The organism is Intrasporangium oryzae NRRL B-24470, from assembly GCF_000576595.1.
Lineage (GTDB): Bacteria > Actinomycetota > Actinomycetes > Actinomycetales > Dermatophilaceae > Intrasporangium_C > Intrasporangium_C oryzae.
Window position 1 is genome coordinate 23457 of sequence record NZ_AWSA01000020.1, and the last position, 22474, is coordinate 45930.

Below are 22474 nucleotides of genomic sequence, written 5' to 3' on the forward strand. Positions count from 1 at the left end.
ACTGCCGGTGCACTAGTGACACGTCGGCCGCTCAGGCGCCCGGGCGAACCAGCCGCTCGTCGGGGATGACGGCGACGCCGAGGATCTCGATCATGGCCTCGGGCTGCCACAGGGCCGTCGTGCCGATGCCGGCCATCGCGGGATAGACCGGTCCCGCGAGCTCACGCCAGACCTCGCCGATCTCCGTGCCGTGGGCCTGGTAGTCGGGGATGTCGGTGAGGTAGATCGTGATGCTGACGAGGTCGGACGGGATGCCGCCGGCCTCCGACAGCGTCGCCAGCACGTTGGAGAACGCCTGGCGGAACTGCTCGACGATGCCGCCCGGGACGATCCTCATCTGCCCGTCGAGGGCCGTCTGCCCACCGAGGTAGAGCGTGTTGCCGCTCAGCGTCCCGTGCGAGTACCCGCGAGGGGCGGGCAGGGACGCGGGGTTGACGGCGACGGGCGTCAGGTCGGCGGTCATCGAGGCTCCTCGAGCGAGTGGGAACGGCAGGTCGGGACGGCAGGTCGGGACGGCAGGTCGGGAGGGCGGCGGGCTGTCGTCGCCCACCGTAGCAATCTATTGACACTCCCTCAACGATCGTTACGATCGACGAATATCGCGCGAAGGAGCGCACGTCGTCCGGAAGGAGCCAGGATGCGCTTTGCCACCCTCGCTGACGCCTCGGGCTCGACCACGGCCGCAGTCCTCGACGGAGACCGCTGGCGCGCTCTTCCCGCGACGGACCTGTCCTCCCTGCTCGCGCGTATGCCGCTCGCCCAGGCGGCAGGGCAGGCCGGCCCCGCGCTCGAGGACCATCACCCCGTCCTCCCGCTGCCCTCGCCGACGAAGGTGATCTGCTGCGGCCTCAACTACGCCGACCACATCCTCGAGACCGGACGTGAGCTGCCTCGGTTCCCGACGCTCTTCGCGAAGTTCGCCGACACCCTCTCGGGGCCTTCCGACGACGTCGTCCTGCCGCCCGGCCTGCAGGTCGACTGGGAGGCAGAGCTCGCCGTGGTCGTCGGTGCGCCCCTGCGCGGAGCCGACATCGACACCGCTCGCGGCGCGATCGCCGGGTACACCGTCGCCAACGACGTGAGCGTCCGCGACTGGCAGTACCGCACGCTCCAGTGGTTCCAGGGCAAGGCCTGGGACCGCACGACCCCGGTCGGCCCGGTCGTAGTGACGCCCGACGAGGTCGACCCGGCTGCGGGTCTCGACATTACCTGTCGCATCAACGGCGAGGAGGTTCAGCGCGACTCCACCGCGACCCTCGTCTTCGACGCTGCGACGACGCTTGCCTACATCTCGACCTTCACCACGCTGCGCCCGGGCGACGTGGTCCTCACCGGCACGCCCGGCGGGGTCGGCGTCGCCAGGGATCCGCAACGCTTCCTCGAGGACGGCGACGTCGTCGAGACGGAGGTGGCCGGGATCGGCCTGCTGCGCACCACGATCCGCTTCGCGGCCGACAGCCCCACCCCCGCCTGAACCGACCTCAAGCACACCGAACCCCATCACGACCCCAGCGAGGAGCCCTCATGGAACCGGACCTCAGCAAGTACGTCCTCGTCGGCGACAACTCGATGTATGCCGCGCCGAGCGGTCTCGTCGTTCCCGTCGTCACACGCGCCGGCCAGGAGCCCGGTGACACGGGGCAGTCCGCCGGCGCGACGCGCATCTCCGGCGTCAGCATCCAGCACACGCCGGCGACGAGGCTGTGGTTCGGCAAGGTCAGCAACGAGGCCGGCTACCGGTCGGTCCCGCACCACCACGGTGAGGCGGAGACAGGCGGCTACGTCCTGTCCGGGCGGGCCCGGATCTACTTCGGCGAGCTGTTCGAGGACTACATCGACATGGAGGAGGGCGACTGGGTCTTCGTCCCGCCGTTCCTGCCGCACGTCGAGTGCAACATCGACCGCAACCGGCCGTTGACGTGGATGACCGCGCGCACGCCCGAGAACATCGTCGTCAACCTGCCGCAGGTGGCCGACACCGACCTGCGCGACTGGGTGGACCGTCCATGACCGTCGCGACCATGCCCACCCCGGCCCTGTTCGCCGCTGCCGCGACGCTCACGCCGGTCGAGGCGCAGCACTACGACCTGGCCTTCTCGGCGACGACCCAGGAGTGCCCGTGGCCGAAGGCGTACGGAGGCGACCCCGTCGCGCAGGCTGCCGTCGCCGCGATCCGCTCGGTCACCGATGGCAAGAGCCTGCACTCGATGCACTCCTACTTCCTGCGGCCGATCGACATCGGCGCGGAGGTCCGCTACGAGGTCGAGCTGCTCCGCGACGGCCGGGGCTACAGCACTCGGCACGTCCGCGGCTTCCAGAACGGCAAACCCGTCTACGTGTGCCTCGCGAACTTCGCCGCCGGCGAGCCCGGAGGGTCGTATGCCGTCCCGCTCCCTGACGCGCTACCGCGCCCTGACGACCTGCCGAGCAGTGCGGCATACCTCGAGGGGCGTTCCGGCGGCACGATGACCGACACGTCGAAGGCGTACTGGAGCGGGGGGCGCAGCTTCGACATGCGCCACGTGCCGGGGCCGGTGTACCTGACCGTCGAAGGGCACCGGCAGGCTCACCAGGCCGTGTGGCTGAGGCCGTTCGACGCGCTCCGCCCCGTCGACGGCCTCAGCGACGCCGGGCGCGACCAGGCGGCGCTCGCCTACGTCTGCGACTACACGATCCTCGAGCCGTTGCTCCGGGTCCTGGGCCATGCGTGGGCCGACCCGGGCCTGGTCACGGCGAGCCTCGACCACGCGATGTGGTTCCACCGGACCGGACCGGTCGACGGCTGGATCCTCTACACGCAGGAGGCGCAGGCCGCCGAGAACGGCCGCGGCCTGGCCACCGGCCGGCTCTTCGGATCCGACGGCACCCACCTCGCCACCGTCGCCCAGGAGGGCATGATCCGCCTCGCCCAAGGAGGGCAGTCATGAGCGCCGTTGCACCCGCACTGACCCCGTCGGCCCACCTCGACACCTTCGCGCGCGACCACCTGCCGCCCGCGGACCGGTGGCCGGTCCTCGAGTTCACCACCGAGGAGCTGCAGTACCCCGACCGTCTCAACGCGGCGACCGCCCTCATCGACGACCAGGTGGCGCGGCTCGGTGCCGACCGCGCGGCGCTGCGCACGCCCGACGGGACAACGTGGACCTACGGCGACCTGTTGCGTCGGGCGAACCAGGTGGCCCAGGTCCTCGTCGAGGACCTCGGCGTGGTCCCGGGCAACCGGGTGCTCCTGCGGGCGCCCAACGCGCCCTGGACCGTCGCCGCCTGGCTCGGCATCCTCAAGGCCGGCGGGATCGTCACCGCGACGTTCGCCGCGCTCCGCGCCGGCGAGCTGGCCCCGGTCGTCGCCAAGTGCCGCCCGAGCGTCGCGCTCGTCGACCACCGGTCGCTCGCCGACGTGGTGGAGGTGCGCGAGACGTCCGCTCCGGACCTGCGTGTCGTGTCGATCGGTTCCGGTGACGCGGACGACCTCGTGACCCTCGCATCGGGCAAGTCGGGGGAGTTCACCAACGTGGAGACCGCCGCCGACGACGTCGCGCTCTTCGGCCCCACCTCGGGGAGCACGGGCGTCCCCAAGATCACGACGCACTTCCACCGCGACATCCTCTCGATCGACAACACCTTCGGCCGCAACGTCCTTCGGCTCCAGCCCGACGACGTCGTCGCCTGCTCCGCCCCCTTCGCCTTCACGTTCGGGCTCGGGATGCTCGTCGTCTTCCCCCTCCTCGCGGGCGCCAGCTCGCTGCTCGCCGAGCAGGTCACCCCGGACGGGCTCGCCGACCTCGTCGCCGAGCACGGCGTGACGGTCCTCGCGACGGCCCCGACGGCATACAAGCGGATCATCGCGGTCGGAAAGGCCGGGCAGCTGGCCGGGCTCCGCTCCGCCGTGAGCGCGGGGGAGCACATCTCCGAGCAGACGTGGCGCCAGCTGCGGGACGAGATCGGCCTCGCCGTCATCGACGGGATCGGCGCCACCGAGCTGCTGCACATCTTCATCTCCGCCGCCGGCGCGGACATCCGGCCAGGCGCGACCGGTAAGGCGGTGCCCGGCTACCGCGCCACCATCCTCGACGACGACGGCGCCGAGGTGCCTCCGGGCGTCGAGGGCCGTCTCGCCGTGATCGGGCCCGTCGGCTGCCGCTACCTCGACGACGAGCGCCAGCTCGACTACGTGGTCGGCGGCTGGAACGTCACCGGAGACACGTTCGTCCGCGACGAGGACGGCTACTTCTACTACCGGGCCCGCACGGACAACATGATCGTGTCGTCCGGATACAACATCGCCGCGCCCGAGGTCGAGGCGGCGATCGACCGTCACCCCGACGTCGCGGAGTGCGCCGTCGTCGCGCGCCCCGACGCGGAGCGAGGGACCGTGGTCTGCGCCTTCGTCGTGCTCAAGGACGGCGTCACCGGAGACGCCGCCAAGGCCAAGGACATCCAGGACTTCGTCAAGCAGCAGATCGCCCCCTACAAGTACCCCCGGGACGTCCGGTTCACCGAGTCCCTCCCGCGGAACACGAGCGGCAAGCTCCAGCACTACCAGCTGCGACGACAGGTCCAGGCCGAGTACGAGGCGGCCCGCTCATGAGGATCGCGATCGCGGGCGGAGGCCCGGGCGGCCTGTACTTCGCCGCGCTGATGAAGCAGCTCGACCCGTCCCACGACGTGACCGTGTGGGAGCGCAACGCACCGGACGACACGTTCGGCTTCGGCGTCGTGTTCTCCGACGAGACCCTCGGGGGGATCGAGAGCGCAGACACCGAGATCTACAGCCGCATGGAGCGCCGGTTCGCTCGCTGGACCGACATCGACGTCGACGTCGACGGCCACGAGTTCACCATCGGCGGACAGGGGTTCGCGGCGATGAGCCGCAAGGAGCTCCTCCAGATCCTCCAGCAGCGCGCGGCCCAGCTCGGGGTCACCGTCCACTACCGCACGGTGGCGCCGGACGTCGAGGAGCTGCGCAACGGGTACGACCTCGTCATCGCGGCCGACGGCCTGAACTCGGTGATCCGCACCGCGTGCGCCGACGTCTTCCGGCCGACGCTCGACCGCCGGCACAACAAGTACATCTGGTTCGGCACCGACCTGGTCTTCGAGGCGTTCCAGTTCATCGTCCGCAACACGGAGTGGGGGACGATGCAGATCCACGGCTACCCCTACTCGGACCAGGGCTCGACCTTCATCGTCGAGATGCACGAGGACGTCTGGCGTCGTGCCGGTTTCGACACGACGGAGCATGACGCCTTCCCACCGGGGGTCTCGGACGAGTATGCCGTCGAGCGAGTCAGGGAGATCTTCCGCGACGAGCTCAAGGGGCACCAGGTCCTGACCAACAACTCCAAGTGGCTGAGCTTCCACACCGTGCGCAACGAGCGCTGGCACAGCGGCAACGTCGTGCTGCTCGGTGACGCCGCCCACACGGCGCACTTCTCGATCGGCTCGGGCACCAAGCTCGCCATGGAGGACGCGCTGGCGCTCGCGGCGTGCCTCCACGAGCACGGCAGCGTCGAGGCCGCCCTCACGGCATACGAGACGGAGCGCCGTCCCGTCGTCGAGTCCACGCAGCGCGCCGCGCAGGCGTCCCTCGAGTGGTTCGAGAACATCGGGATGTATGCCGGTCAGGACCCTTCGCAGTTCGTCTTCAACCTCCTGACGCGGTCGCGCCGGATCACCTTCGAGAACCTCAAGGAGCGCGACGAGGAGTTCGCGGCGCGGATGGAGGCGGAGTTCGCGCGCCAGCAGGGCTCGACTCAAGTCACTCCGGCGATGTTCCAGCCCGCACGGATCGGGCCCCTGGAGCTGAAGAACCGGATCATCGTGTCGCCGATGGACATGTACTGCGCGGTCGACGGTGTCCCCGGGGAGTTCCACCTCGTGCACCTCGGCTCGAAGGCGCTGGGCGGAGCGGGCCTCGTCATGACCGAGATGACGTGCGTGTCGCCGGAGGGGAGGATCACGCTCGGCTGCCCGGGACTGTGGAACGACGAGCAGCGGGAGGCCTGGACGCGGGTCGTCGACTTCGTGCACGGCCAGACCACCGCCAAGATCGGCCTCCAGCTGGGCCACTCGGGGCGCAAGGGCTCGACGAAGCTCATGTGGGAGGGCATGGACGAGCCCCTGGAGTCAGGCAACTGGGATGTCATCGGCCCGTCGGCCCTGCCGTACGGCGAGGGCTCCCACCTGCCCGCCGAGGCCACCCGGGCCGACCTCGACCAGGTCGTCGCCGACTTCGTCGGGGCGGCGCGCCGGGGCGTCGAGGCCGGCTTCGACCTCGTGGAGATCCACGCGGCGCACGGTTACCTCCTGTCCTCCTTCCTGTCGCCCGTGTCCAACCAGCGCACGGACGAGCTCGGCGGCAGCCTGGAGAACCGGCTCCGCTTCCCGCTCGAGGTCTTCGACGCCGTCCGCGAGGTCGTCCCGGCGACCATCCCAGTGACGGTTCGCATCTCGGCGACCGACTGGGTGCCGGACGGCAACACCGCCGACGACGCCGTCGGGATCGCCCGCGCGTTCATCGCCCACGGCGCGGCCGCCATCGACGTCTCGACCGGACAGGTGACCAAGGACGAGCAGCCGGCGTTCGGACGCTCGTACCAGACGCCGTTCGCCGACCGGATCAGGCACGAGGTCGCGGCCGAGGCGGACGTGGCGGTGATCGCAGTCGGCGCCATCTCGTCGTACGACGACGTGAACTCGATCCTGCTCGCGGGGCGTGCAGACCTGTGTGCGCTCGGCCGGACCCACCTCTACGACCCGAACTGGACCCTCCACGCGGCGGCGGAGCAGGAGTACCTCGGAGCCGCCGCCGACTGGCCCGTCCAGTGGCGAGCCGGCAGACGGCGGCCGCCGACGTCGCGCACCGAGAAGATCCCGCCCCGGCTGTCGCTGCTCCGCGAAGGGGCGGCCGACCGGGTGCACGTGCGCTGGCAGCCGCACCGCGACCAGGTGGCGGTGTGAGCATCGGCGGCCGGTCCGCTCCCGACGGGCCGGCCGTCGGCAGCACCCCCGGCGAGCCGGTGGCGGGTCCTTCTGCCGTGGCGACGGGGGTCCTCCGCACCAAGGTCCAGTGGATCGACACCGATGCCTCCGGGATCTATCACAACACGACGGTCGCGCGGTTCGTCGAGGCGGCGGAGGCAGCACTGTTCGCCGACCGAGGGATCGACGGCTACTTCCCGGTGGCCCCGAGAGTGCGCTACGAGGCCAGCTTCGACGCTCCCCTGCGCTTCGGCCAGGACATCACCGCTGTCGTCGAGCTCGCCGAGCTCGGAGAGCGCTCGATGACCTTCCACTTCGAGATCTGGGGGGATCCGTTCGGGGGAAGACCACGGGTGCGCGCGGCCCACGGCCGCTACGTCACCGTGCACGTCACGGGACAGCCCGACGCTGACCTCCGCAGCGCTCCCTGGCCGGCCGCCTGGGTGGCGGCGCTGACGGACGCGTCCGAGGAGCCCGGCCCCGATCCGGCACAATCACCCGGATGAGCGACCACCACGACGAGGGGCCCGCCGCGCCGGCGCAGCGGTCGCGCACGGTCGTGGTCAGCTTCCTCGGTGCGATCGTGCGCCCGATGGGCAGCTGGATGCCGATCGGCGGCGCCGTCGACCTCGTCACGCAGCTCGGCCTCGACGCCCCCAGCGTCCGGACGGCGGTGTTCCGGCTCACCCGCCGAGGGTGGCTGGAGTCGGAGGCTCGGGACGGCATACGGGGATATGCCCTGACGCAGACCGCGCTGAAGGCGTTGAGCGCCGGCGACGAGATCGTCTGGCACGCAAGGCAGCCCGCCGATCTTAGTGACGGGTGGTGCATCTTCACCTTCTCCGTGCCCGAGTCAGCCCGCACCAAGCGCCACCAGCTGAGATCGCACCTGACGTCGCTCGGCTTCGGCAACGCCGGGGCGGGCGTCTGGATCGCGCCCGCGCGGATGCGAGACGCCGCGGTGCAGGCGATCGACGAGCTGGGTCTGACGCAGCGGTGCGCGCTCTTCGTCGGGGACTACGCCGGTGGCCAGGACCTCATGCGGCTGCTCGCGCAGAGCTGGGACCTCGAGGACATCGACGCCAGGTATCGGGAGTTCATCGCGCGCCACTCCGGCGTCCGCGCGGCGCTGGACGGCGGCCAGTGCCTCGACGGCGCGCAGGCGTTCGTCGCCTACCTCGGGCTCATCGACGAGTGGCGCCGTCTGCCCTTCCGCGATCCCGGGCTCCCACCGGAGGTCCTTCCCCCGGACTGGTCCGCGCCCGCCGCGGGGGAGCTGTTCGAGCGGCTCGTCGAGACGCTCGGCGAGCGCGCGCTGGCGTATGCCGCGACGCACTGGCCCGCCGACGCCTGACGGCCATTCCGCGGCTCCCTCGAGGCCTGGCCCGCCCGCGGCCGAGGGACCGCCCACCGTCGAGCGCTCAGGACGTCACGGAGTCCGCGCGCTGGGGGTGCCGCGCGACGAGCCGCCATGTGCCGTTCTCACGCGCCCAGACGTCCACGACGACTCCGGTCGCCGTGACGGGACTGGTGGCCTCCTCGCCGTCAACGGGCTCCCGGGACTGCCTGATCCACGACTCGACGAGACGGCCGTCGTCGCCGATCTCGAGAACGCGCCGGGTGTCGACCTCGAACCAGTTCCAGGTGACCGAGCAGCTCGCCTCGATCCACTCCTGCTTGGATCGCTCGTTGTCCGCGAGCGGCATCACCCAGATCATCCGATCGCTCACGACGGCGTCGAGGTAGTGCCGATCACGGCGCCTGACGCCCTCCTGGAGTGCCTCGGTCATATCCTTCGCGTCGAACGTGCCGGTCGTCTCGGTCATGGCGAGCATCGTGCCGTAAATCTCGATACCGCGGCGCTCCAACGCCTCGACTCCGTCAGGTGTCACGTGCGCAGGACCTTCTCCAGCGACTTGCCCTTGGCGAGCTCGTCGACGAGCTTGTCGAGGTAGCGGATCTTCTGCATCAGCGGGTCCTCGACCTCCTCGACGCGCACGCCGCACACCACGCCGGTGATCAATGACGCGCGCGGGTTGAGGTGTGCCTCGTCGAAGAAGTCCTCGAAGGTCGTCCCGGCGTCGAGGTGGGCGGCCAACGCCGACTCGTCGAAGCCGGTAAGCCATTCGATGACCGCATCCAGCTCGTCCTTCGTACGGCCCTTCTTCTCCACCTTGGTCACGTAGTGGGGATACACCGAGGCGAAACTGGTCGTGAAGATTCGGCTCATCCTCGGCAGCGTAGACCGAGCGTGCCCCCTCAGGGATGAGGCGGGACCGTGGCACGACGCTCGCTCGCAGCGTCAGCAGCAGGAGCTGGGCGCGGCGCCGAGGGTCACGGCTGCGTCTGGGTCGCATTCGCGATGCAGCATGCGCTGGTCTCGTTGGTGGGCTCGGCACGGAAGGTGGGGCTGTCCGCGAGGACGGTGTAGACCTCCCACCGTTCGGCGTCGGGCGCGCCCTGGACCCAGAACTTGTCCTGCTTGGCGTAGCAGCACGTCGTGCCTCGCTCATCGATGGTGGCCATCCCATGCGTGGCCAGTCGTGTCTGCTCCGCGTCGACGGAGTCGACGTCTGCGACCTCGACACCGAGGTGGTTGATGGTGCCGCCGTGGCCCGGGTTCTCGATGAGCACGAGCTTGAGGGGCGGCTCGGCCACGGCGAAGTTGGCGTAGCCCGGACGCACCTTGGCCGGCTCGGTGCCGAACAGGACGGAGTAGAACGCGATCGACTGGTCGAGGTCGTCGACGTTGAGGGCGAGCTGGACGCGGCTCATGAGAGTCTCCTTCGGAATATATCGATGGTTGTCGAAGTCTTCTCAGGCCGACGTTGCCATAGCCATCGACACCTGTCAATATCGACGTGTGTCGAACTCTTCGATCATGGCCCTCACCCCCGTCGAGGCCGTCGCGTGCTGTCTCCCGTTGAACCGAGAGCCCCTGAGCCAGGAGGCGGCAGAGCGGATCGTGCCGATGCTCAAGGCCCTGGCCGACCCCGTGCGCCTTCGGCTACTCTCACTGGTCGCCTCCCACGAGGGTGGCGAAGCCTGCGTGTGCGACCTCAACGACGCGTTCGAGCTCTCGCAGCCGACGATCAGCCACCACCTCAAGGTGCTGCACGGGGCGGGCCTGCTCGAGCGCGAGAAGCGTGGCGTCTGGGTCTACTACCGATCGAGCCCATCGGCCATGTCGTCACTGGCCGCGCTCATCTCCGACACCACCACGTGAGCCCGTGGCAACAGGTCGCGCTGCCGTCGTTGGGACCGCAGTCCTCGTCGCAGCCGTCCTCTACCTCGGAGCGCGACGGGGGAGCGCCGTCTGAGTTCGGCGGCGCTGTGACCGGCGCGTCGAAGCGCGTTGCGGCCGGAGTGGGCGAGTCGCCTGCCGCGTGGGTGGTCCCATCGCCATAATCCTTGGGAAAGGCGGTGTCGAGCATGGGCGCGATGGCAGTGTCGGCGGATGGCCAACCGGGTCGGCCGCGTGTGCTCGACCGGTGGGCGGGCGCAGTTCTGCGAAGCGGCGCCCCTTCTCGTGGTGTGTTCCGCTCGCCCCTCGACGGCGTCCGCTGTGTCGTAGCGCTGTTGGGCGCGGCCCTGACATGGTGGGCGATCGGGGACCTCGGCGGCTCGGGTTGGTCGCTGTCGGGGGTATGGGTCGGGACCCTGCTCGCTGCGACGCTGCTGTTGACGCTCACCGGTACGGGGGTCGCCCTGGTGGTTCTGGCCATTCGGCAGGGGCGCTGGCTTCTGGGGCTGTCCGCCGGGCTCGGGGCCGTGGCTGCGGCACTGGTCGTCATCGGAACGGCGTCAGACGCGGACACGATGGCCGCCATCGGATGGATGACGGGGATCGCGGCGACCGCCGCTCTCTGGCCGGCCGGCCTGGGGCCGCTGCACCGGGCTCTCGCCCTCGGCGAGCTGACGGCCGCCGTGTACCTGCTGCTCTTCACGACGATTCCCGTCCCGTCGCTCATCGTGACCGCGGCGATCGGCTACGCGACAGGCTGCGCCTGGCGGTTGGTCGTCGGCCGTGACATCCCGACCGTCACCCCCGACGAGGCTGCGGCCCTCGCGCGCGAGCTGGGGGTGGCGGTCACGGGCGCGAAGCATGCCCGGTCGCCACGCAACGGCATGGCTGAACGGTTTCACGCACAGTCCGACTCGGGGAGCGTGGAGATCTGGGTTTACCAGCGCAGCACGGTCGATGCGCAGGTGCTGTCGCGGTTGTTGCGGTTCCTCTGGTACCGCAGCTCACGGATGCCGGTGCCGCTCACCCGTTTGCAGAACCTCGAGCATCACCTCGCCGTCACGATGCGGGCAAGCGAGGTGGGTGCATCCTCCGCGACCATCGTGGCTGCCGGGCTGGCCGGGAGCGCCGAAGACGCCGTCGTCGTGACCACCCTCGACCCAGGTCGGACGCTTGTCGATCTCGTCGGAGACGAGGTCGACGACCCTTTGCTCGACGACCTGTGGCGGCTCCTGGTCAGATTCGGACTGGCGGGCGTCTCCCACGGCGCGATCACGGCCGACTCGGTGGCCACCGACGGCGTCTCGTGGACGTTGCGCAACCTGCCGGGCGGCTCGGTCGTCTCGACCGCTCGCGATCTGGCGGCCGACCGGGCCGCCTGCCTCGTGGTGAGCGCACAGGTTGTCGGTGCCGACCGTGCCGTCGCGTCGTGTCGCCGAGTCCTGGACGACGAGCAGCTCGGAGAGGTCCTGTCGATGGTCCAGCCGGCCGCGTTGCCCTCGGGCGCTCGGCCGGGGCGCAAGTCCTCTCTGCTCAAGGACCTCCGTCAGCGGCTGACCAGCGCCCTCGACATCGAGTCGGCCGAGCTTGCCGAGGTTCGCCGGATCAAGGCCAGCAGCGTGCTCATGGCGGCCGGCACCTTGCTGGGCCTCTGGCTGCTCATCGGGCAGTTCTCGGGTTTCGAGGACCTCTGGCAGACGGTCCTGTCGGCGAGCTGGGGCTGGATCGTGGGGGCCTTCATCGTCGGGGTCACTCCCAACTTCACCCAGGCCATCGCGATGAGCGGTGCCGTCGCCGCGATGTTGCGCATCCGACCGCTGGTCCTGCTCCGGCTGGCTGACGGCTTCTTCGGGCTCGTCGGTGGCACGGTGGCGATCACCGCGGCCTCGGTGCGCTACTTCCAAAAGGAGGGCCTCGGCGCCTCCGTCGCGGTCAGCTCCGGGGTGCTGTGCAGCCTGGCAGGCTTTGCCGTGCAGATCGTGCTCTCGCTGATCGCGGCGCTTTTCGCATGGGGCTCGTTCTCCCTCGAGAACCTCCAGGCCAGCTCGGGCGGCACTGCGGGCACCAGCGGTGGGAACGGCACGCTGCTCTGGGTGCTGCTCGGCGCCCTCGTGCTCGCCGGAGTCGTCGCCGGGCTGTTGGCGCTGCGTCCCCGGTTCCGTCGGCAGGTGGTCGACAAGGCCAAGCCACAGTACGAGGTCGTGCGCGACAACCTGCGCGACATCGCGAGCCGGCCCAACAAGCTGCAGCGGCTGTTCGGTGCGAACCTGTGCAGCCAGATCCTCTTCGCGTGGAGCCTCGGTCTGTGCCTGCACGCATACGGAGCCTCCGTCTCCGTCTGGGTGCTGATCCTGGTCAACACCGCCGCGTCGCTACTCGGCGGGCTCGCGCCCATTCCCGGTGGCATGGGCGTCATGGAGGGCGCGATCATCACCGGACTCATGGCCGCTGGCGTCCCGCAGGAGCAGGCCGTGCCCGCCACCTTCGCCTACCGACTCATCACGGCATACCTGCCGCCGGTCTGGGGCTACCCGGCCATCTTCTGGCTGCGCAAGAACGACTACCTCTGACCGGACCTTCGGCCCTAGCGACCAGAGCAGCCGCGCGGACAATCAGGTGGAAGGTTGGACCTGTTCCCGAAGTGAGGTGCTCTCGATGAGTCGCCGACAGGTGTACTGGTTGGCAGGGGGTGCGCTCGCCGCGGAGATCGGGGCCTACCTTCTTTGGAGACCCAGGATGCTGCTGTGGGGCGCGACCAGCGTCGAGGCGAGCGAGACGCTACCCGGGGACGAGCACACCCCGAACCCACGAGTGCAGAGCACGCGGGCGATCACGATCGAGGCGCCCCCTGAGCAGGTTTGGCCCTGGCTGATGCAGATGGGCATCGGCCGCGGCGGGTTCTACAGCCATGACTGGCTGGAGCGGCTGATGTTCCGCGCTCGCTACATCGAAGGGCGCCATTCGGCGACCCGGATCCACCCGGAGGTGGCGTCGCTGAAGGTCGGAGACACCGTGCCGATGGGCGCCGGTGCGTTCGCGCCCGTCTCGGAGGTCAAACCGCACGAGTACTTGGTCGCACAGGAGACCTTCGTGCTGCGGCCGCTGCCCGGAGGCAGGACGCGGCTGATCACCCGTTACCGCGGCATGGGCTTCCTTTCCCCGGCGGCGCATGCCATCAGACCGGATGCCGGACCAGTGCCCCGGCTCGTCCGGCTTGCGTTCCTGCGTGTCCCCGGCGTCGACCTCGCCGCCCGGGCGCTGGACTTCTTCGTCGGTGACCTTCTGCACCACTACATGGAGACCGGAATGCTCACCGGGATCAAAGCACGCGCGGAACAAGGGTCGCTGGGCTTGAGACCGTGCTAGGTGTCCAACCTGGCGTGGCGTGCGGCCACGATTCTCGTGCCGTGACGCCAGCGGGTGAGGCCATGCTGTCAGGCGAACGATCGGGAGTTGAGGGCGGGACGACTACGGCCGGTCCACGGGAGCCGTCGAGGATTTCCGCGTCATCACCGGTTCCCGAAGGGCGGCCGACGCCACGGTGAACCGTCGTATCACAGCACCTCTCGCGCGGCTCTGCCTCCACGTACCAGTCCTCAAGCCTCACGGGAGGAGGCGGTTCGAGTGGTCGGAACGGGAAAGGACATCGTCGTCAGGGTGGACGACGGCATTCTGTGGATCGGGAAGGCGGCGTACCCGCTGCGCAACATCGCACGCGCTGAGACCGTGGAGATCCACTGGCGCAAGGGCAGTGCCGTCATGAGGTGGCTCGTGCACTGCATGCTCATCGCCGCACTGGCCGCTGCGGCGTATGTCGTCAAGGACGACGTGCGCCTCGACGGGATAAGTCACAGCGAGATGACACGGCTCGTCGGCTATGTCGTCCTGGGCCTCCTGTGTCTGCGGACCCTGTTCCTCTTGCCTGTGCTCTTCGCCCGCAAGCATTGGGCCATGCTCCTCGACACATCAGGGAGCGCGCAGGCGGCCGTGGTCAACCCGGACCGGCGCAAGATCGACGGCCTCGTCAACGACGTGGTGGCCGCGATCCAGAACCCGAAGCAGAAGTTCGAGCAGCACCTCACGACCTTCAGCTTCGCGGGGGCAACCATCGGCGCGGGCGCCAACATCGGCCAGAGCGGCGGACGAAACAAGGTGACCATATGAGTACCGACGACGACACCACGTTCAACTTTGCAGGCGCGACCATTGGCGCCGGCGCGACCATCGGCCAGAGGGGCGGTCGGAACAAGGTGACGATCCGGGATGCCACGACCCAGTCCGCGGTCCTGCCGGCGGCTGCCGTACGCGACCTTGAGATCGCCGTCGCGCAACTGCGAGGCCTGTTGTCGCGGGAGGACCAGGCGATCGTCGACCAGAACGTCGCGACCGTGAAGGCGGCAGGCTCGGACCGCTCCATTGCACGGAGCGCGCTGAACGCCATTGCGGGGGTGGCGTCACTCGTCGGAGGTGTCGGCGCCCCAGTCGTCCTGGCGGTGAAGGCTCTCATGTCGGCGCTCAGCTCGTGACACGACTGCCGGCTGCGTCGGGTTGCCGCGGCCGGGCACTCGGACATAGCGCCGAAGGTGACCCTCCGCCTCCCGAATCCCCCCGTACACATCCACCAACGTGAAGAAGGACCGGACGAAAAGCGTGCCTGGTCCTCACTAGCGTCGGTGGAGCTGAGGGGAGCCGTCGTCGCTCGTTCCTCGCTCCTCCTCCCGAATCCCCCCATACACATCCGGAACGTGCAGAAGGACCGGACGAAAAGCGTGTCCGGTCCTTCTGCACGTTGGTGGAGCTGAGGGGATTCGAACCCCTGACCTTCTCATTGCGAACGAGACGCGCTACCAACTGCGCCACAGCCCCTTGTGCAGCAGGACTCTAACACCACCCCAGCCCGAGGTGAAAACCGGGGCGAGGGGGACCTGCGCACCCACCGACGGCACCTCGAGGAGCCCCGTGAGCGAGGCCCGTCAGACCCAGCTGGGGAACCACATTCGGCGCTGCCACTCCTGCAGCGGGATGACGTCGGCGACGTAGATCGGATGGAAGAACGCGAACAGTGCCATCGTCAGCAGAACGAAGCCACCGATCACTGCAAGGCCCACGCGGCGGCGGGTCGGCGAGACGTCCCGCCCCCCGAGGATCATGCCGAGGGCGTAGACGCAGGCGAGCACGACCCACGGCACGAAAGCCACCTCGTAGAACGAGTAGATCGTCCGGTTCGCGAGGAAGAACCACGGCAGGTAGCCGGCGAACAGGCCGCAGAGGATCGCGCCGGCCCGCCAGTCGCGCCGCAGCGCCCACATGAAGAGCAGGACGAAGATCGCGAGGGTCGCGCCCCACCAGATCGACACCGTGCCGATCGAGGTGATCGCCTTGCTGCACTGGTCGACCAGGCAGCCGTCGGCGCCCTTCTTCGGCCCCTCGTAGAAGAAGGAGGTGGGCCGCCCCTGGATGAGCCACGACCACGGGCTCGTCTGGTAGGGGTGCGGCGAGTTGATCGACTGGGTCGAGGCGTACATCTGCTGGTGGTAGGCCCACAGCGAGCGCCACCAGTCGGGGAGCCACCCGTAGTCCTTCGACGGGTTCGTCTCCGCCCAGGTGCGGAACGACCCGCCCTTCGTCAGGATCCAGCCCGTCCAGCTCGCCACATAGGTGACGAAGGCCGCCCCGATGACCTGCAGGGCGGCATACGGGCCGTCCTTGAGGAGCCCGCCGGCCGCCCAGCCGCGCACGCCCGCGGCCCGCCGCGCGCCGATGTCCCAGAAGACGGTGAGCAGGCCGAAGAAGACGAGGAAGTAGAGGCCCGACCACTTCACGCCGGCGGAGAGGCCGAGCATGATCCCGGCGACCCACCGCCAGGGCCGCCAGCCGAGCCAGGGACCGAACCACGAGAGGTCGGCGCGGGAGCGCCCGGCGACCGCCCGGACCATGACCTCGCGGGCCTTGTCGCGGTCGATGAGCAGGGCGCCGAACGCGGCGAGCCCGAAGAACATGACGAAGATGTCGAGCAGGCCCGTGCGCGAGTGGACGAAGTGGTGCCCCTCGAAGGCGAGTAGGGCCGCGGCGACGGTCCCCATGAGGTCGGAGCGGAAGAGCCGGCGCGCGACCCGTCCGAGCATGAAGATCGAGATCGTCCCCGCGAGCGCGACGGCGAAGCGCCACCCGAACGAGTTGAGGATCCCGAACGGAGTCTCGCCCCACCCGATGAGCCACTTCCCGACGGGCGGGTGGACGACGAAGTCGCCCTCGGTGCCCCACACGAACGGGTCGTTGGCCGTGAAGTGCTGGTCGACCTGCTTAGCGTTCTCGAGGACCGGGTCGACCTTCATCTCGAACCAGTAGAGGACCATCGACCAGCCCTGCTTGACGTAGTACGTCTCGTCGAACACGAGCTGGTGCGGCGCCCCCACGTGCCAGAAGCGCATGAAGCCGCCGACGGCAGTGAAGAAGAGCGGGCCGACCCACCCCAGCCAGGCCCCGCGACGGGTCGCCCGGAAGTCCTCCCTCGGGTCCCCGAGCAGGCGAGCGCGCACCTGCGGGGCCGAGTTCATGGGCGACATCGTATGCAGCGGAACTGGGTGGTCGTGTCCGTGTTCGTCCCCTGAGTTGCGAGATGCACGACCCGCCCGTATGCCGCTGGGCCGGGTCAGATGCTGACGCCGCGGGCCCGCAGCACCGAGTAGCCGACGAAGGCGACGGTGTCGAGGACCGCATGGCAGACGACGAGCGGCATCACCCGGCGGGTCCGGATGAAGACGAGGCCGAGCACGAGACCCATGACGATGTTGCCTGCGAACCCCCCGAACCCCTGGTAGAGGTGGTAGCTGCCGCGGATCACCGCCGACACGCCCATGACGAGCGGCCAGGACCACCCGATCTGGCGCCAGCGCGTGAAGAGGTAGCCGACCATGATGACCTCTTCGAGCAGGGCGTTCTCGATCGCCGCCAGGACGAGGACGGGCCCGGACCACCAGACGGCGGTCAGGTTGGCCGCCGACACCTGGGTGTTGATGCCGATCGCCTTGGCGAGGAAGTAGAAGGCGAGGCCCGGGATGCCGATGAGGGCGGCGAGCCCGAGCCCGCGCAGCGCGTCGCGGCCGGGCTCGCTCCGGTCGAACCCGATGAACCGCGCCGCGCGCAGCTCGACGCTCGGCCGGTGGATCCGGTTGAGCAGGTAGAGGGCAAGGAGGACCGCCACGAGCGGCAGGGCGATGCCGGCGAGCTGGTAAGCGAGGTCGAGCCACGGGCGGTCGGGCGTCGCCGACTGGTTCATCGCCGTCGTCTGCTTCGAGAGCGGAATGGGCCGGGTCAGCTTCTCGATGATGCTGAGGACCGCCCACACCGCGGATGCGCCGAGGCTGACGCCGAGCACGAGAAGCGTCTCGGTCCGCAGGCCGCGCCGGTGCGTCTCGCCCGCCACCGCAATCGGGTCACGGTCCGACGGGGCGAGCCCAGCGGCATACCACCGGCGTGGTGGGCTCTCCGGGATGGGCGACATGGCGCCACTGTACTTTCGCGCCCCCACTTTCCGCGGCGCCTCGGGCGCGACGGCCCCCGGACCCCTAGGGTCGGTTCATGACCAGGGACGTGTCCGCGTGAGCCTCCTCGCAGAGTGGGAGGCGGGAACGCACTCGGCGGACGGGTTGACCTATCCGACGTATCGTCGCGGCTCCGGTCCCGGCGTCGTCGTCATGCACGAGAGCCCGGGCCTGACGCCCGAGGTCATCGCCTTCGGTGATGAGCTCGTCGGCCACGGCTTCACGGTCGTCATGCCGCACCTCTTCGGGAGCTCGCACGCGCCCCCGCGAACGTGGGAGGGCGCCCGCGTCATCCCGCGGCTGTGCGTCACGCGGGAGTTCACGATGCTCGGGACCGGTCGCACGGCCCCGCTCGCCGAGTGGCTGCGCAGCCTGGCGCGGGAGCTCCACGCCCACGTCGGCGGACCTGGGGTAGGCGCGGTCGGGATGTGCGTCACGGGCGGCTTCGCCCTCGCGATGATGCTCGACCCGGTCGTCATCGCACCCGTCGTCGCCCAGCCCGCGGCACCCATCCCGCTCGGCCCGCGGCGCGCCGCCGACGTCAACCTCACGCCGGACGACCTCGCGGTGGTCGCGAGGCGCGCGAGGGAGGGGTGCCCCGTGCTCGGCGTCCGCTACCGCCACGACTGGGTGACCGGGACCCGGTTCGACACGCTGAGCAAGGCACTGGGCGACGCCTTCATCCGCGTCGAGCTCGAGGGGCATGGGCACTCCACCCTGACCGACCACAGACACCCCGACGCCGTGGAGCGGGTCGTCGGCTTCCTCACCGAAAGACTCGCTGCTCGTAGCATGGATTCCTGAGGTTTCCCTGGAAGAAGTCTCCGCGCGCCCTTAATGTGTGACGGCGGACACCGTCCGTTGGCTCGGGGGCTTCATCGTGTGAGGGAGCATTCATGAGGAAGTTGGGTTTGGCCCTGGTGGCCGGCTCGGTGGCACTCGTCCTTCCGCTCAGCGCGGGTCTGACCACGGCCACGGCCGACACGGCAGCCGCAGGCAAGGACCAGGTCACCACAGGCAAGGACGATCTCGAGCACCCGCTCGGGAAGAAGCAGGCCGCGCTTCGCGCCGAGGGCAAGAAGCAGCAGCTGCAGGGCAAGATCAAGGCCGACGTCAAGGTCGCCAAGGTCGGCAAGGGCCAGTACGTCGAGCTCGCCCGCGAGGGCGAGGACTCCATCTGGACCGTCCTCGGCCAGTTCGGCAACTCGATCAGCACGACATACGGCGGCACCCCGGGTCCGCAGCGCAACCAGATCCCGCAACCTGACCGGAAGGTCGACAACACGACGATCTGGGCGCCGGACTTCTCGAAGCCGTACTTCGAGAACCTGCTGTTCTCCGACGCGCCAGGCGCGGTCTCGATGCGCAACTTCTACAAGGAGCAGTCGTCCAACCGCTACACCGTCAACGGCGAGGTGACCGACTGGGTCAACGTGCCGTTCAACGAGGCCTACTACGGCTCGAACTACTGCGGCGGCATCGTCTGTGCCCGCACGTGGCTCTTCGTCCGTGACTCGGTCAATGCCTGGTACAACGCCCAGCTCGCCGCGGGCAAGACGGCGGCCGAGATCGAGGCGGACGTCGCGAAGTTCGACGTCTGGGACCGCTACGACTACGACGGTGACGGCAACTTCAACGAGCCCGACGGCTACATCGACCACTTCCAGTCGGTGCACGCCGGTGAGGGCGAGGAGACCGGCGGCGGCGCCCAGGGCACCGACGCGATCTGGTCGCACCGCTGGTACGCCTTCTACAACAACATCGGCGCCACCGGCCCCGCGTTCAACAAGCTCGGCGGGATCAAGATCGGCGGCACGAACCTCTGGATCGGCGACTACACCGTCGAGCCCGAGAACGGCGGCGTCGGCGTCTTCTCGCACGAGTACGGCCACGACCTCGGCCTGCCCGACCTCTACGACACGTCGGGCAACACCGGCGGCGCCGAGAACTCCACCGGCTTCTGGACGCTCTACTCGTCGGGCTCCTACGGCAACTCCGGCAAGCCGGAGGACGGCATTGGCACGAAGCCGATCCCCATGTCCGCCTACGAGAAGATCTTCCTCGGCTGGTCCAACTACCAGGTCGTCGGCTACGGCCAGAAGGCCGCGGTCAAGCTCGGCCCGGCCTCGGCCAACACGAAGCAGGCCCAGCAGCTCGTCGCCCTCCTGCCCGACAAGAAGGTCGACACCGTCATCGGCTCCCCGTATGCCGGTGACCGGTTCTACTACTCGGGCTCGGGCAACGACCTCGAAAACGCCATGACCAGGTCGGTGACCCTGCCGGCCGGTTCGGTGAGCCTCTCGGCGAAGGTCCGCTACGCCATCGAGCAGGACTGGGACTACGCCTACCTCACGGTCAACGGCACCGCCGTCCCGACCAGCCTCTCGACCGCGACGAACCCCAACGGCCAGAACTTCGGCAACGGCATCACGGGCAGCAGTGGCGGCGCCTGGGTCGACCTCACGGCCGACCTCTCCGCGTATGCCGGGCAGACCGTGACGCTCGGCTTCCGGTACTGGACCGACGGCGCGGTCGCCGAGGCCGGGTTCTCGGTCGACGAGATCGCCGTCACCGGCCAGCCGACGGACGGTGCCGAGTCCGACGCGGGCTGGACCTTCACCGGCTTCTCCTCGACCACGGGGACCGTCAGCAAGTCGTACTTCAACGCCTACTTCGCCGAGTTCCGAAACTACCGCGGCTACGACGCGGGGCTGAAGACGAGCCCGTACAACTTCGGGTTCCTCGACAACCCCAACCTGCAGAACTGGGCGGAGCGGTTCCCGTACCAGGACGGCCTGCTCGTCTGGTACTACGACACGTCCTTCGCGGACAACAACGTCGGCGACTACTGTGCCGCCGGTCGTTGTGGTGGCCTCTACCTCCCGGTGGATGCCCACCCGGCCCTGCTGACCCGACCTGACAACGGCAAGGTCTGGCGCCCGCGGATCCAGTCCTACGACTCGACCTTCGGTCTCGAGAAGACGGACCGGATCTGCCTGCACGCCAACAGCGTCGAGCAGTGCTACGGCAACCTGCCGGCCAACCCGGTCTTCGACGACTCGAAGAGCTACTGGGTCGCGCCGAACCCGTCGATCGGCCACCTGGGCTGGGCCAGCGTCCAGGTCCCGAACACCGGCACGAAGATCCGCGTCGTCAGCACGTCGACGCTCGGGGACTTCATGCAGGTGACCGTCAACCAGTAGGTGAGCAGGTGGGCCGACCCCTGGCGGTCGGCCGGTCGGTGACGGTGTCCCACCCCTCCTCGCGGAGGGTGGGACACCGTCCCGTCGTCAGGCGCCGCTCGCGGCGGTTCCGGCCGGCTCGGCGTGACCCGCCGGACGCCAGGGCCTCAGCCACGGCGTCTCGGGCCAGCCCTCCCGTGCCGCGAGGAGCGCGTACATCGTGGCGCCGTCGATGGACTCGCGGACGATGTCGGCGTGCCCCGCGTGCCGGGCGAGCTCCTCGACGAGGTGCCCGGCGACCCAGCGCACGGACCACGCGTCGACGTCCCTCGGGAACCACGGGGCGTCGCGGGGGACCGGCACCGGGGCGTCGAGGTCGGCGCTTCCGAGCACCTCACGCGTTCGCACGCCCTCCGCAGCGAGCGCGGCGAGGAGCGACTCGAGCGTGTCGTCGTCGGTCACGACGAAATCCTGGCCGTAGGCCGCGACCCGCTCCTCGAACGACTCCTTCGGCGGGGGTGGCGGGTTTGGCGCCGCAGCGATGCGGTCGACCCAGCCGCGCTCGCACGTCGTGACGTGCTTGATCAGGCCGCCGATCGTCAGGGTTCCGGCCGTGGGCGCGAGCCGGATCTGCTCCTCGGTCAGCCCGAAGGCCACGGTGGCGAACGCGTCGCGCTGCTGTTCGATGTAGGCGATGAGGTTCTCACGCTCGTCGCGGACGGGTGGGACGTGTGCTGCCATCTCTGCTCCTGTGGTCGGTTCGGAGGGTCATGCCGTGCTGGGATGTCGTGTCGTGCGGGTTGTCGTGCCGTGCTGGGAACGCTGTGCTGTGCGGGCCCCGAGGCGATGGCTTCGGGAGGACACCGCGTGGAGGGTGCGTCGATAGGGCCGGTCAGTCGGCGCGGTGCGCCCACAGGTCGCGCAGGAGCGCGATCTCGGCGCCGTGGTGGATCAGCTCGCGGTTGATGTGGAGCACGAGCTCGGCCCGCGGGTGCGACGCCCACGGTCCCTCGCTCGGGCCGCACGGCTGCGCCAGCTCGGCGTCACCCCAGCCGCGCACGCCGGCCAGCCACGCGGCATACGCCTCGTCGAGCTGGGCGAGCGCCCCCTCTGCGGTCGCGGCGTAGTCGAAAGTGACGTAGTCGGCCTCCGGGCCGCCGAAGTGGCCGTGGACCCGCGCGCCGAGGACGCCGACGATGATGTGGGCCAGGCGCCAGGCGATGGTCGTCACCGGCGCGGGGACCGGCTCGGGGTAGGCGAAGTCGATGGTGAGCGCGCCTGACCCGCCCTGGATCTCGGTCCGCCCCTGCCCGCGCGGGTGCAGGCTCCACGCGCCGGGGACCGGCTCCCAGAGGTACTCGTCGTCGGTGAGCCCGGCGAGGCGCGGCCGCAGCTGGTTGGTCCAGTGGAACTCGATCTGGTCGAGCAGCAGGTGGTTGAGGTCGATCGCCGTTGTCGTCGTCATGACTCCACCTTGCTGGGGAAATAGGACAGATCTTGTCCGCAGAGCCTGCGAGACTCGA

22 protein-coding genes and 1 tRNA gene are annotated in these 22474 nt (G+C 69.5%); 14 read left to right on the forward strand and 9 right to left on the reverse strand.

Features of this window, described 5'->3' with window-relative positions:
* Positions 1 to 31: 31 nt before the first annotated feature.
* On the reverse strand, positions 32 to 463 hold the full coding sequence (locus tag N865_RS10800; RefSeq protein WP_034805400.1) for a RidA family protein: 432 nt from the start codon (positions 461 to 463) through the stop codon (positions 32 to 34).
* Between the two features lie 174 nt (positions 464 to 637).
* Between N865_RS10800 and N865_RS10805 the strand changes: the two genes are divergently transcribed.
* Genes N865_RS10805 through N865_RS10835 form a run of 7 tightly spaced genes read left to right on the forward strand, consistent with a single transcriptional unit; the run spans position 638 to position 8335 of the window.
* Positions 638 to 1474, forward strand: coding sequence for a fumarylacetoacetate hydrolase family protein (locus N865_RS10805; RefSeq protein WP_034805403.1), 837 nt, complete (start codon positions 638 to 640; stop codon positions 1472 to 1474).
* A 50-nt stretch (positions 1475 to 1524) separates the two neighbouring features.
* Complete coding sequence (locus N865_RS10810; protein ID WP_034805405.1) at positions 1525 to 2010, forward strand: cupin domain-containing protein; 486 nt, start codon at positions 1525 to 1527, stop codon at positions 2008 to 2010.
* Complete coding sequence (locus tag N865_RS10815) at positions 2007 to 2927, forward strand: acyl-CoA thioesterase (protein ID WP_084328141.1); 921 nt, start codon at positions 2007 to 2009, stop codon at positions 2925 to 2927. The genes N865_RS10810 and N865_RS10815 overlap by 4 nt, the downstream gene beginning before the upstream one ends.
* Positions 2924 to 4588 (forward strand): AMP-binding protein, encoded by a 1665-nt coding sequence (locus tag N865_RS10820; protein WP_034805408.1) that lies wholly within the window; start codon positions 2924 to 2926, stop codon positions 4586 to 4588. Before N865_RS10815 ends, N865_RS10820 begins: the two co-directional genes overlap by 4 nt.
* Positions 4585 to 6960 carry a bifunctional salicylyl-CoA 5-hydroxylase/oxidoreductase gene (locus N865_RS10825; RefSeq protein WP_034805410.1) on the forward strand — a complete coding sequence of 792 codons (2376 nt, stop codon included), beginning with the start codon at positions 4585 to 4587 and terminating at the stop codon, positions 6958 to 6960. The genes N865_RS10820 and N865_RS10825 overlap by 4 nt, the downstream gene beginning before the upstream one ends.
* Positions 6957 to 7487, forward strand: a complete 531-nt coding sequence (locus tag N865_RS10830; RefSeq protein WP_211244892.1) for an acyl-CoA thioesterase — start codon at positions 6957 to 6959, stop codon at positions 7485 to 7487. Before N865_RS10825 ends, N865_RS10830 begins: the two co-directional genes overlap by 4 nt.
* Positions 7484 to 8335 carry a PaaX family transcriptional regulator gene (locus N865_RS10835; protein WP_051510458.1) on the forward strand — a complete coding sequence of 284 codons (852 nt, stop codon included), beginning with the start codon at positions 7484 to 7486 and terminating at the stop codon, positions 8333 to 8335. The genes N865_RS10830 and N865_RS10835 overlap by 4 nt, the downstream gene beginning before the upstream one ends.
* A gap of 67 nt (positions 8336 to 8402) precedes the next feature.
* On the opposite strand, the gene N865_RS10840 is transcribed toward N865_RS10835, so the two are convergent.
* The 3 genes from N865_RS10840 to N865_RS10850 all read right to left on the reverse strand — a co-directional run bounded on the left by N865_RS10840 (position 8403) and on the right by N865_RS10850 (position 9756).
* Positions 8403 to 8807 (reverse strand): nuclear transport factor 2 family protein, encoded by a 405-nt coding sequence (locus tag N865_RS10840; protein WP_169735736.1) that lies wholly within the window; start codon positions 8805 to 8807, stop codon positions 8403 to 8405.
* Positions 8808 to 8869: 62 nt separating this feature from the next.
* Positions 8870 to 9211 carry a DUF2200 domain-containing protein gene (locus N865_RS10845; protein ID WP_034805421.1) on the reverse strand — a complete coding sequence of 114 codons (342 nt, stop codon included), beginning with the start codon at positions 9209 to 9211 and terminating at the stop codon, positions 8870 to 8872.
* A gap of 104 nt (positions 9212 to 9315) precedes the next feature.
* On the reverse strand, positions 9316 to 9756 hold the full coding sequence (locus tag N865_RS10850) for an ArsI/CadI family heavy metal resistance metalloenzyme (protein WP_034805423.1): 441 nt from the start codon (positions 9754 to 9756) through the stop codon (positions 9316 to 9318).
* Positions 9757 to 9862: 106 nt separating this feature from the next.
* Between N865_RS10850 and N865_RS10855 the strand changes: the two genes are divergently transcribed.
* The 5 genes from N865_RS10855 (at position 9863) to N865_RS10875 (ending at position 14751) form a co-directional block, all read left to right on the forward strand.
* Complete coding sequence (locus tag N865_RS10855) at positions 9863 to 10207, forward strand: ArsR/SmtB family transcription factor (protein WP_034805542.1); 345 nt, start codon at positions 9863 to 9865, stop codon at positions 10205 to 10207.
* Between the two features lie 308 nt (positions 10208 to 10515).
* A complete protein-coding gene (locus tag N865_RS10860) occupies positions 10516 to 12795 on the forward strand; it encodes a lysylphosphatidylglycerol synthase transmembrane domain-containing protein (RefSeq protein ID WP_157557657.1) in 2280 nt (759 codons plus the stop codon).
* A gap of 166 nt (positions 12796 to 12961) precedes the next feature.
* Positions 12962 to 13591 carry a hypothetical protein gene (locus tag N865_RS10865; RefSeq protein ID WP_051510471.1) on the forward strand — a complete coding sequence of 210 codons (630 nt, stop codon included), beginning with the start codon at positions 12962 to 12964 and terminating at the stop codon, positions 13589 to 13591.
* A gap of 291 nt (positions 13592 to 13882) precedes the next feature.
* Positions 13883 to 14389: a DUF6232 family protein gene (locus N865_RS21775; RefSeq protein ID WP_157557658.1), complete on the forward strand. Its 507-nt coding sequence runs from the start codon at positions 13883 to 13885 to the stop codon at positions 14387 to 14389.
* On the forward strand, positions 14386 to 14751 hold the full coding sequence (locus N865_RS10875; protein WP_034805428.1) for a hypothetical protein: 366 nt from the start codon (positions 14386 to 14388) through the stop codon (positions 14749 to 14751). The genes N865_RS21775 and N865_RS10875 overlap by 4 nt, the downstream gene beginning before the upstream one ends.
* 264 nt (positions 14752 to 15015) lie before the next feature.
* On the opposite strand, the gene N865_RS10880 is transcribed toward N865_RS10875, so the two are convergent.
* The 3 genes from N865_RS10880 to N865_RS10890 form a co-directional block, all read right to left on the reverse strand.
* A tRNA-Ala gene (locus N865_RS10880) sits at positions 15016 to 15091 on the reverse strand.
* A 107-nt stretch (positions 15092 to 15198) separates the two neighbouring features.
* The gene (locus tag N865_RS10885; RefSeq protein ID WP_034805430.1) at positions 15199 to 16782 is read right to left on the reverse strand and encodes a dolichyl-phosphate-mannose--protein mannosyltransferase; all 1584 of its coding nucleotides are present in this window, start codon (positions 16780 to 16782) and stop codon (positions 15199 to 15201) included.
* Positions 16783 to 16877: 95 nt separating this feature from the next.
* Positions 16878 to 17729: a CPBP family intramembrane glutamic endopeptidase gene (locus N865_RS10890; RefSeq protein ID WP_084328143.1), complete on the reverse strand. Its 852-nt coding sequence runs from the start codon at positions 17727 to 17729 to the stop codon at positions 16878 to 16880.
* 97 nt (positions 17730 to 17826) lie between these two features.
* Here N865_RS10890 and N865_RS10895 point away from each other — a divergent pair, with 97 nt between their 5' ends.
* Together N865_RS10895 and N865_RS10900 are read left to right on the forward strand one after the other, a co-directional pair.
* Positions 17827 to 18573 carry a dienelactone hydrolase family protein gene (locus N865_RS10895; protein ID WP_034805433.1) on the forward strand — a complete coding sequence of 249 codons (747 nt, stop codon included), beginning with the start codon at positions 17827 to 17829 and terminating at the stop codon, positions 18571 to 18573.
* Positions 18574 to 18665: 92 nt separating this feature from the next.
* On the forward strand, positions 18666 to 20972 hold the full coding sequence (locus tag N865_RS10900; protein WP_051510460.1) for an immune inhibitor A domain-containing protein: 2307 nt from the start codon (positions 18666 to 18668) through the stop codon (positions 20970 to 20972).
* Positions 20973 to 21059: 87 nt separating this feature from the next.
* On the opposite strand, the gene N865_RS10905 is transcribed toward N865_RS10900, so the two are convergent.
* Positions 21060 to 21692 carry a DinB family protein gene (locus tag N865_RS10905; protein WP_034805439.1) on the reverse strand — a complete coding sequence of 211 codons (633 nt, stop codon included), beginning with the start codon at positions 21690 to 21692 and terminating at the stop codon, positions 21060 to 21062.
* Positions 21693 to 21843: 151 nt separating this feature from the next.
* Complete coding sequence (locus tag N865_RS10910) at positions 21844 to 22416, reverse strand: DinB family protein (protein WP_034805441.1); 573 nt, start codon at positions 22414 to 22416, stop codon at positions 21844 to 21846.
* Positions 22417 to 22474 lie beyond the last annotated feature (58 nt).

Coding starts and splice junctions, on each gene's coding strand:
- N865_RS10800 (WP_034805400.1), bottom strand. CDS start 463: ATGACCGCCGACCTGACGCCCGTCGCCGTCAACCCCGCGTCCCTGCCC.
- N865_RS10805 (WP_034805403.1), top strand. CDS start 638: ATGCGCTTTGCCACCCTCGCTGACGCCTCGGGCTCGACCACGGCCGCA.
- N865_RS10810 (WP_034805405.1), top strand. CDS start 1,525: ATGGAACCGGACCTCAGCAAGTACGTCCTCGTCGGCGACAACTCGATG.
- N865_RS10815 (WP_084328141.1), top strand. CDS start 2,007: ATGACCGTCGCGACCATGCCCACCCCGGCCCTGTTCGCCGCTGCCGCG.
- N865_RS10820 (WP_034805408.1), top strand. CDS start 2,924: ATGAGCGCCGTTGCACCCGCACTGACCCCGTCGGCCCACCTCGACACC.
- N865_RS10825 (WP_034805410.1), top strand. CDS start 4,585: ATGAGGATCGCGATCGCGGGCGGAGGCCCGGGCGGCCTGTACTTCGCC.
- N865_RS10835 (WP_051510458.1), top strand. CDS start 7,484: ATGAGCGACCACCACGACGAGGGGCCCGCCGCGCCGGCGCAGCGGTCG.
- N865_RS10840 (WP_169735736.1), bottom strand. CDS start 8,807: ATGACCGAGACGACCGGCACGTTCGACGCGAAGGATATGACCGAGGCA.
- N865_RS10845 (WP_034805421.1), bottom strand. CDS start 9,211: ATGAGCCGAATCTTCACGACCAGTTTCGCCTCGGTGTATCCCCACTAC.
- N865_RS10850 (WP_034805423.1), bottom strand. CDS start 9,756: ATGAGCCGCGTCCAGCTCGCCCTCAACGTCGACGACCTCGACCAGTCG.
- N865_RS10855 (WP_034805542.1), top strand. CDS start 9,863: ATGGCCCTCACCCCCGTCGAGGCCGTCGCGTGCTGTCTCCCGTTGAAC.
- N865_RS10865 (WP_051510471.1), top strand. CDS start 12,962: ATGCTGCTGTGGGGCGCGACCAGCGTCGAGGCGAGCGAGACGCTACCC.
- N865_RS10875 (WP_034805428.1), top strand. CDS start 14,386: ATGAGTACCGACGACGACACCACGTTCAACTTTGCAGGCGCGACCATT.
- N865_RS10885 (WP_034805430.1), bottom strand. CDS start 16,782: ATGAACTCGGCCCCGCAGGTGCGCGCTCGCCTGCTCGGGGACCCGAGG.
- N865_RS10890 (WP_084328143.1), bottom strand. CDS start 17,729: ATGTCGCCCATCCCGGAGAGCCCACCACGCCGGTGGTATGCCGCTGGG.
- N865_RS10900 (WP_051510460.1), top strand. CDS start 18,666: ATGAGGAAGTTGGGTTTGGCCCTGGTGGCCGGCTCGGTGGCACTCGTC.
- N865_RS10905 (WP_034805439.1), bottom strand. CDS start 21,692: ATGGCAGCACACGTCCCACCCGTCCGCGACGAGCGTGAGAACCTCATC.
- N865_RS10910 (WP_034805441.1), bottom strand. CDS start 22,416: ATGACGACGACAACGGCGATCGACCTCAACCACCTGCTGCTCGACCAG.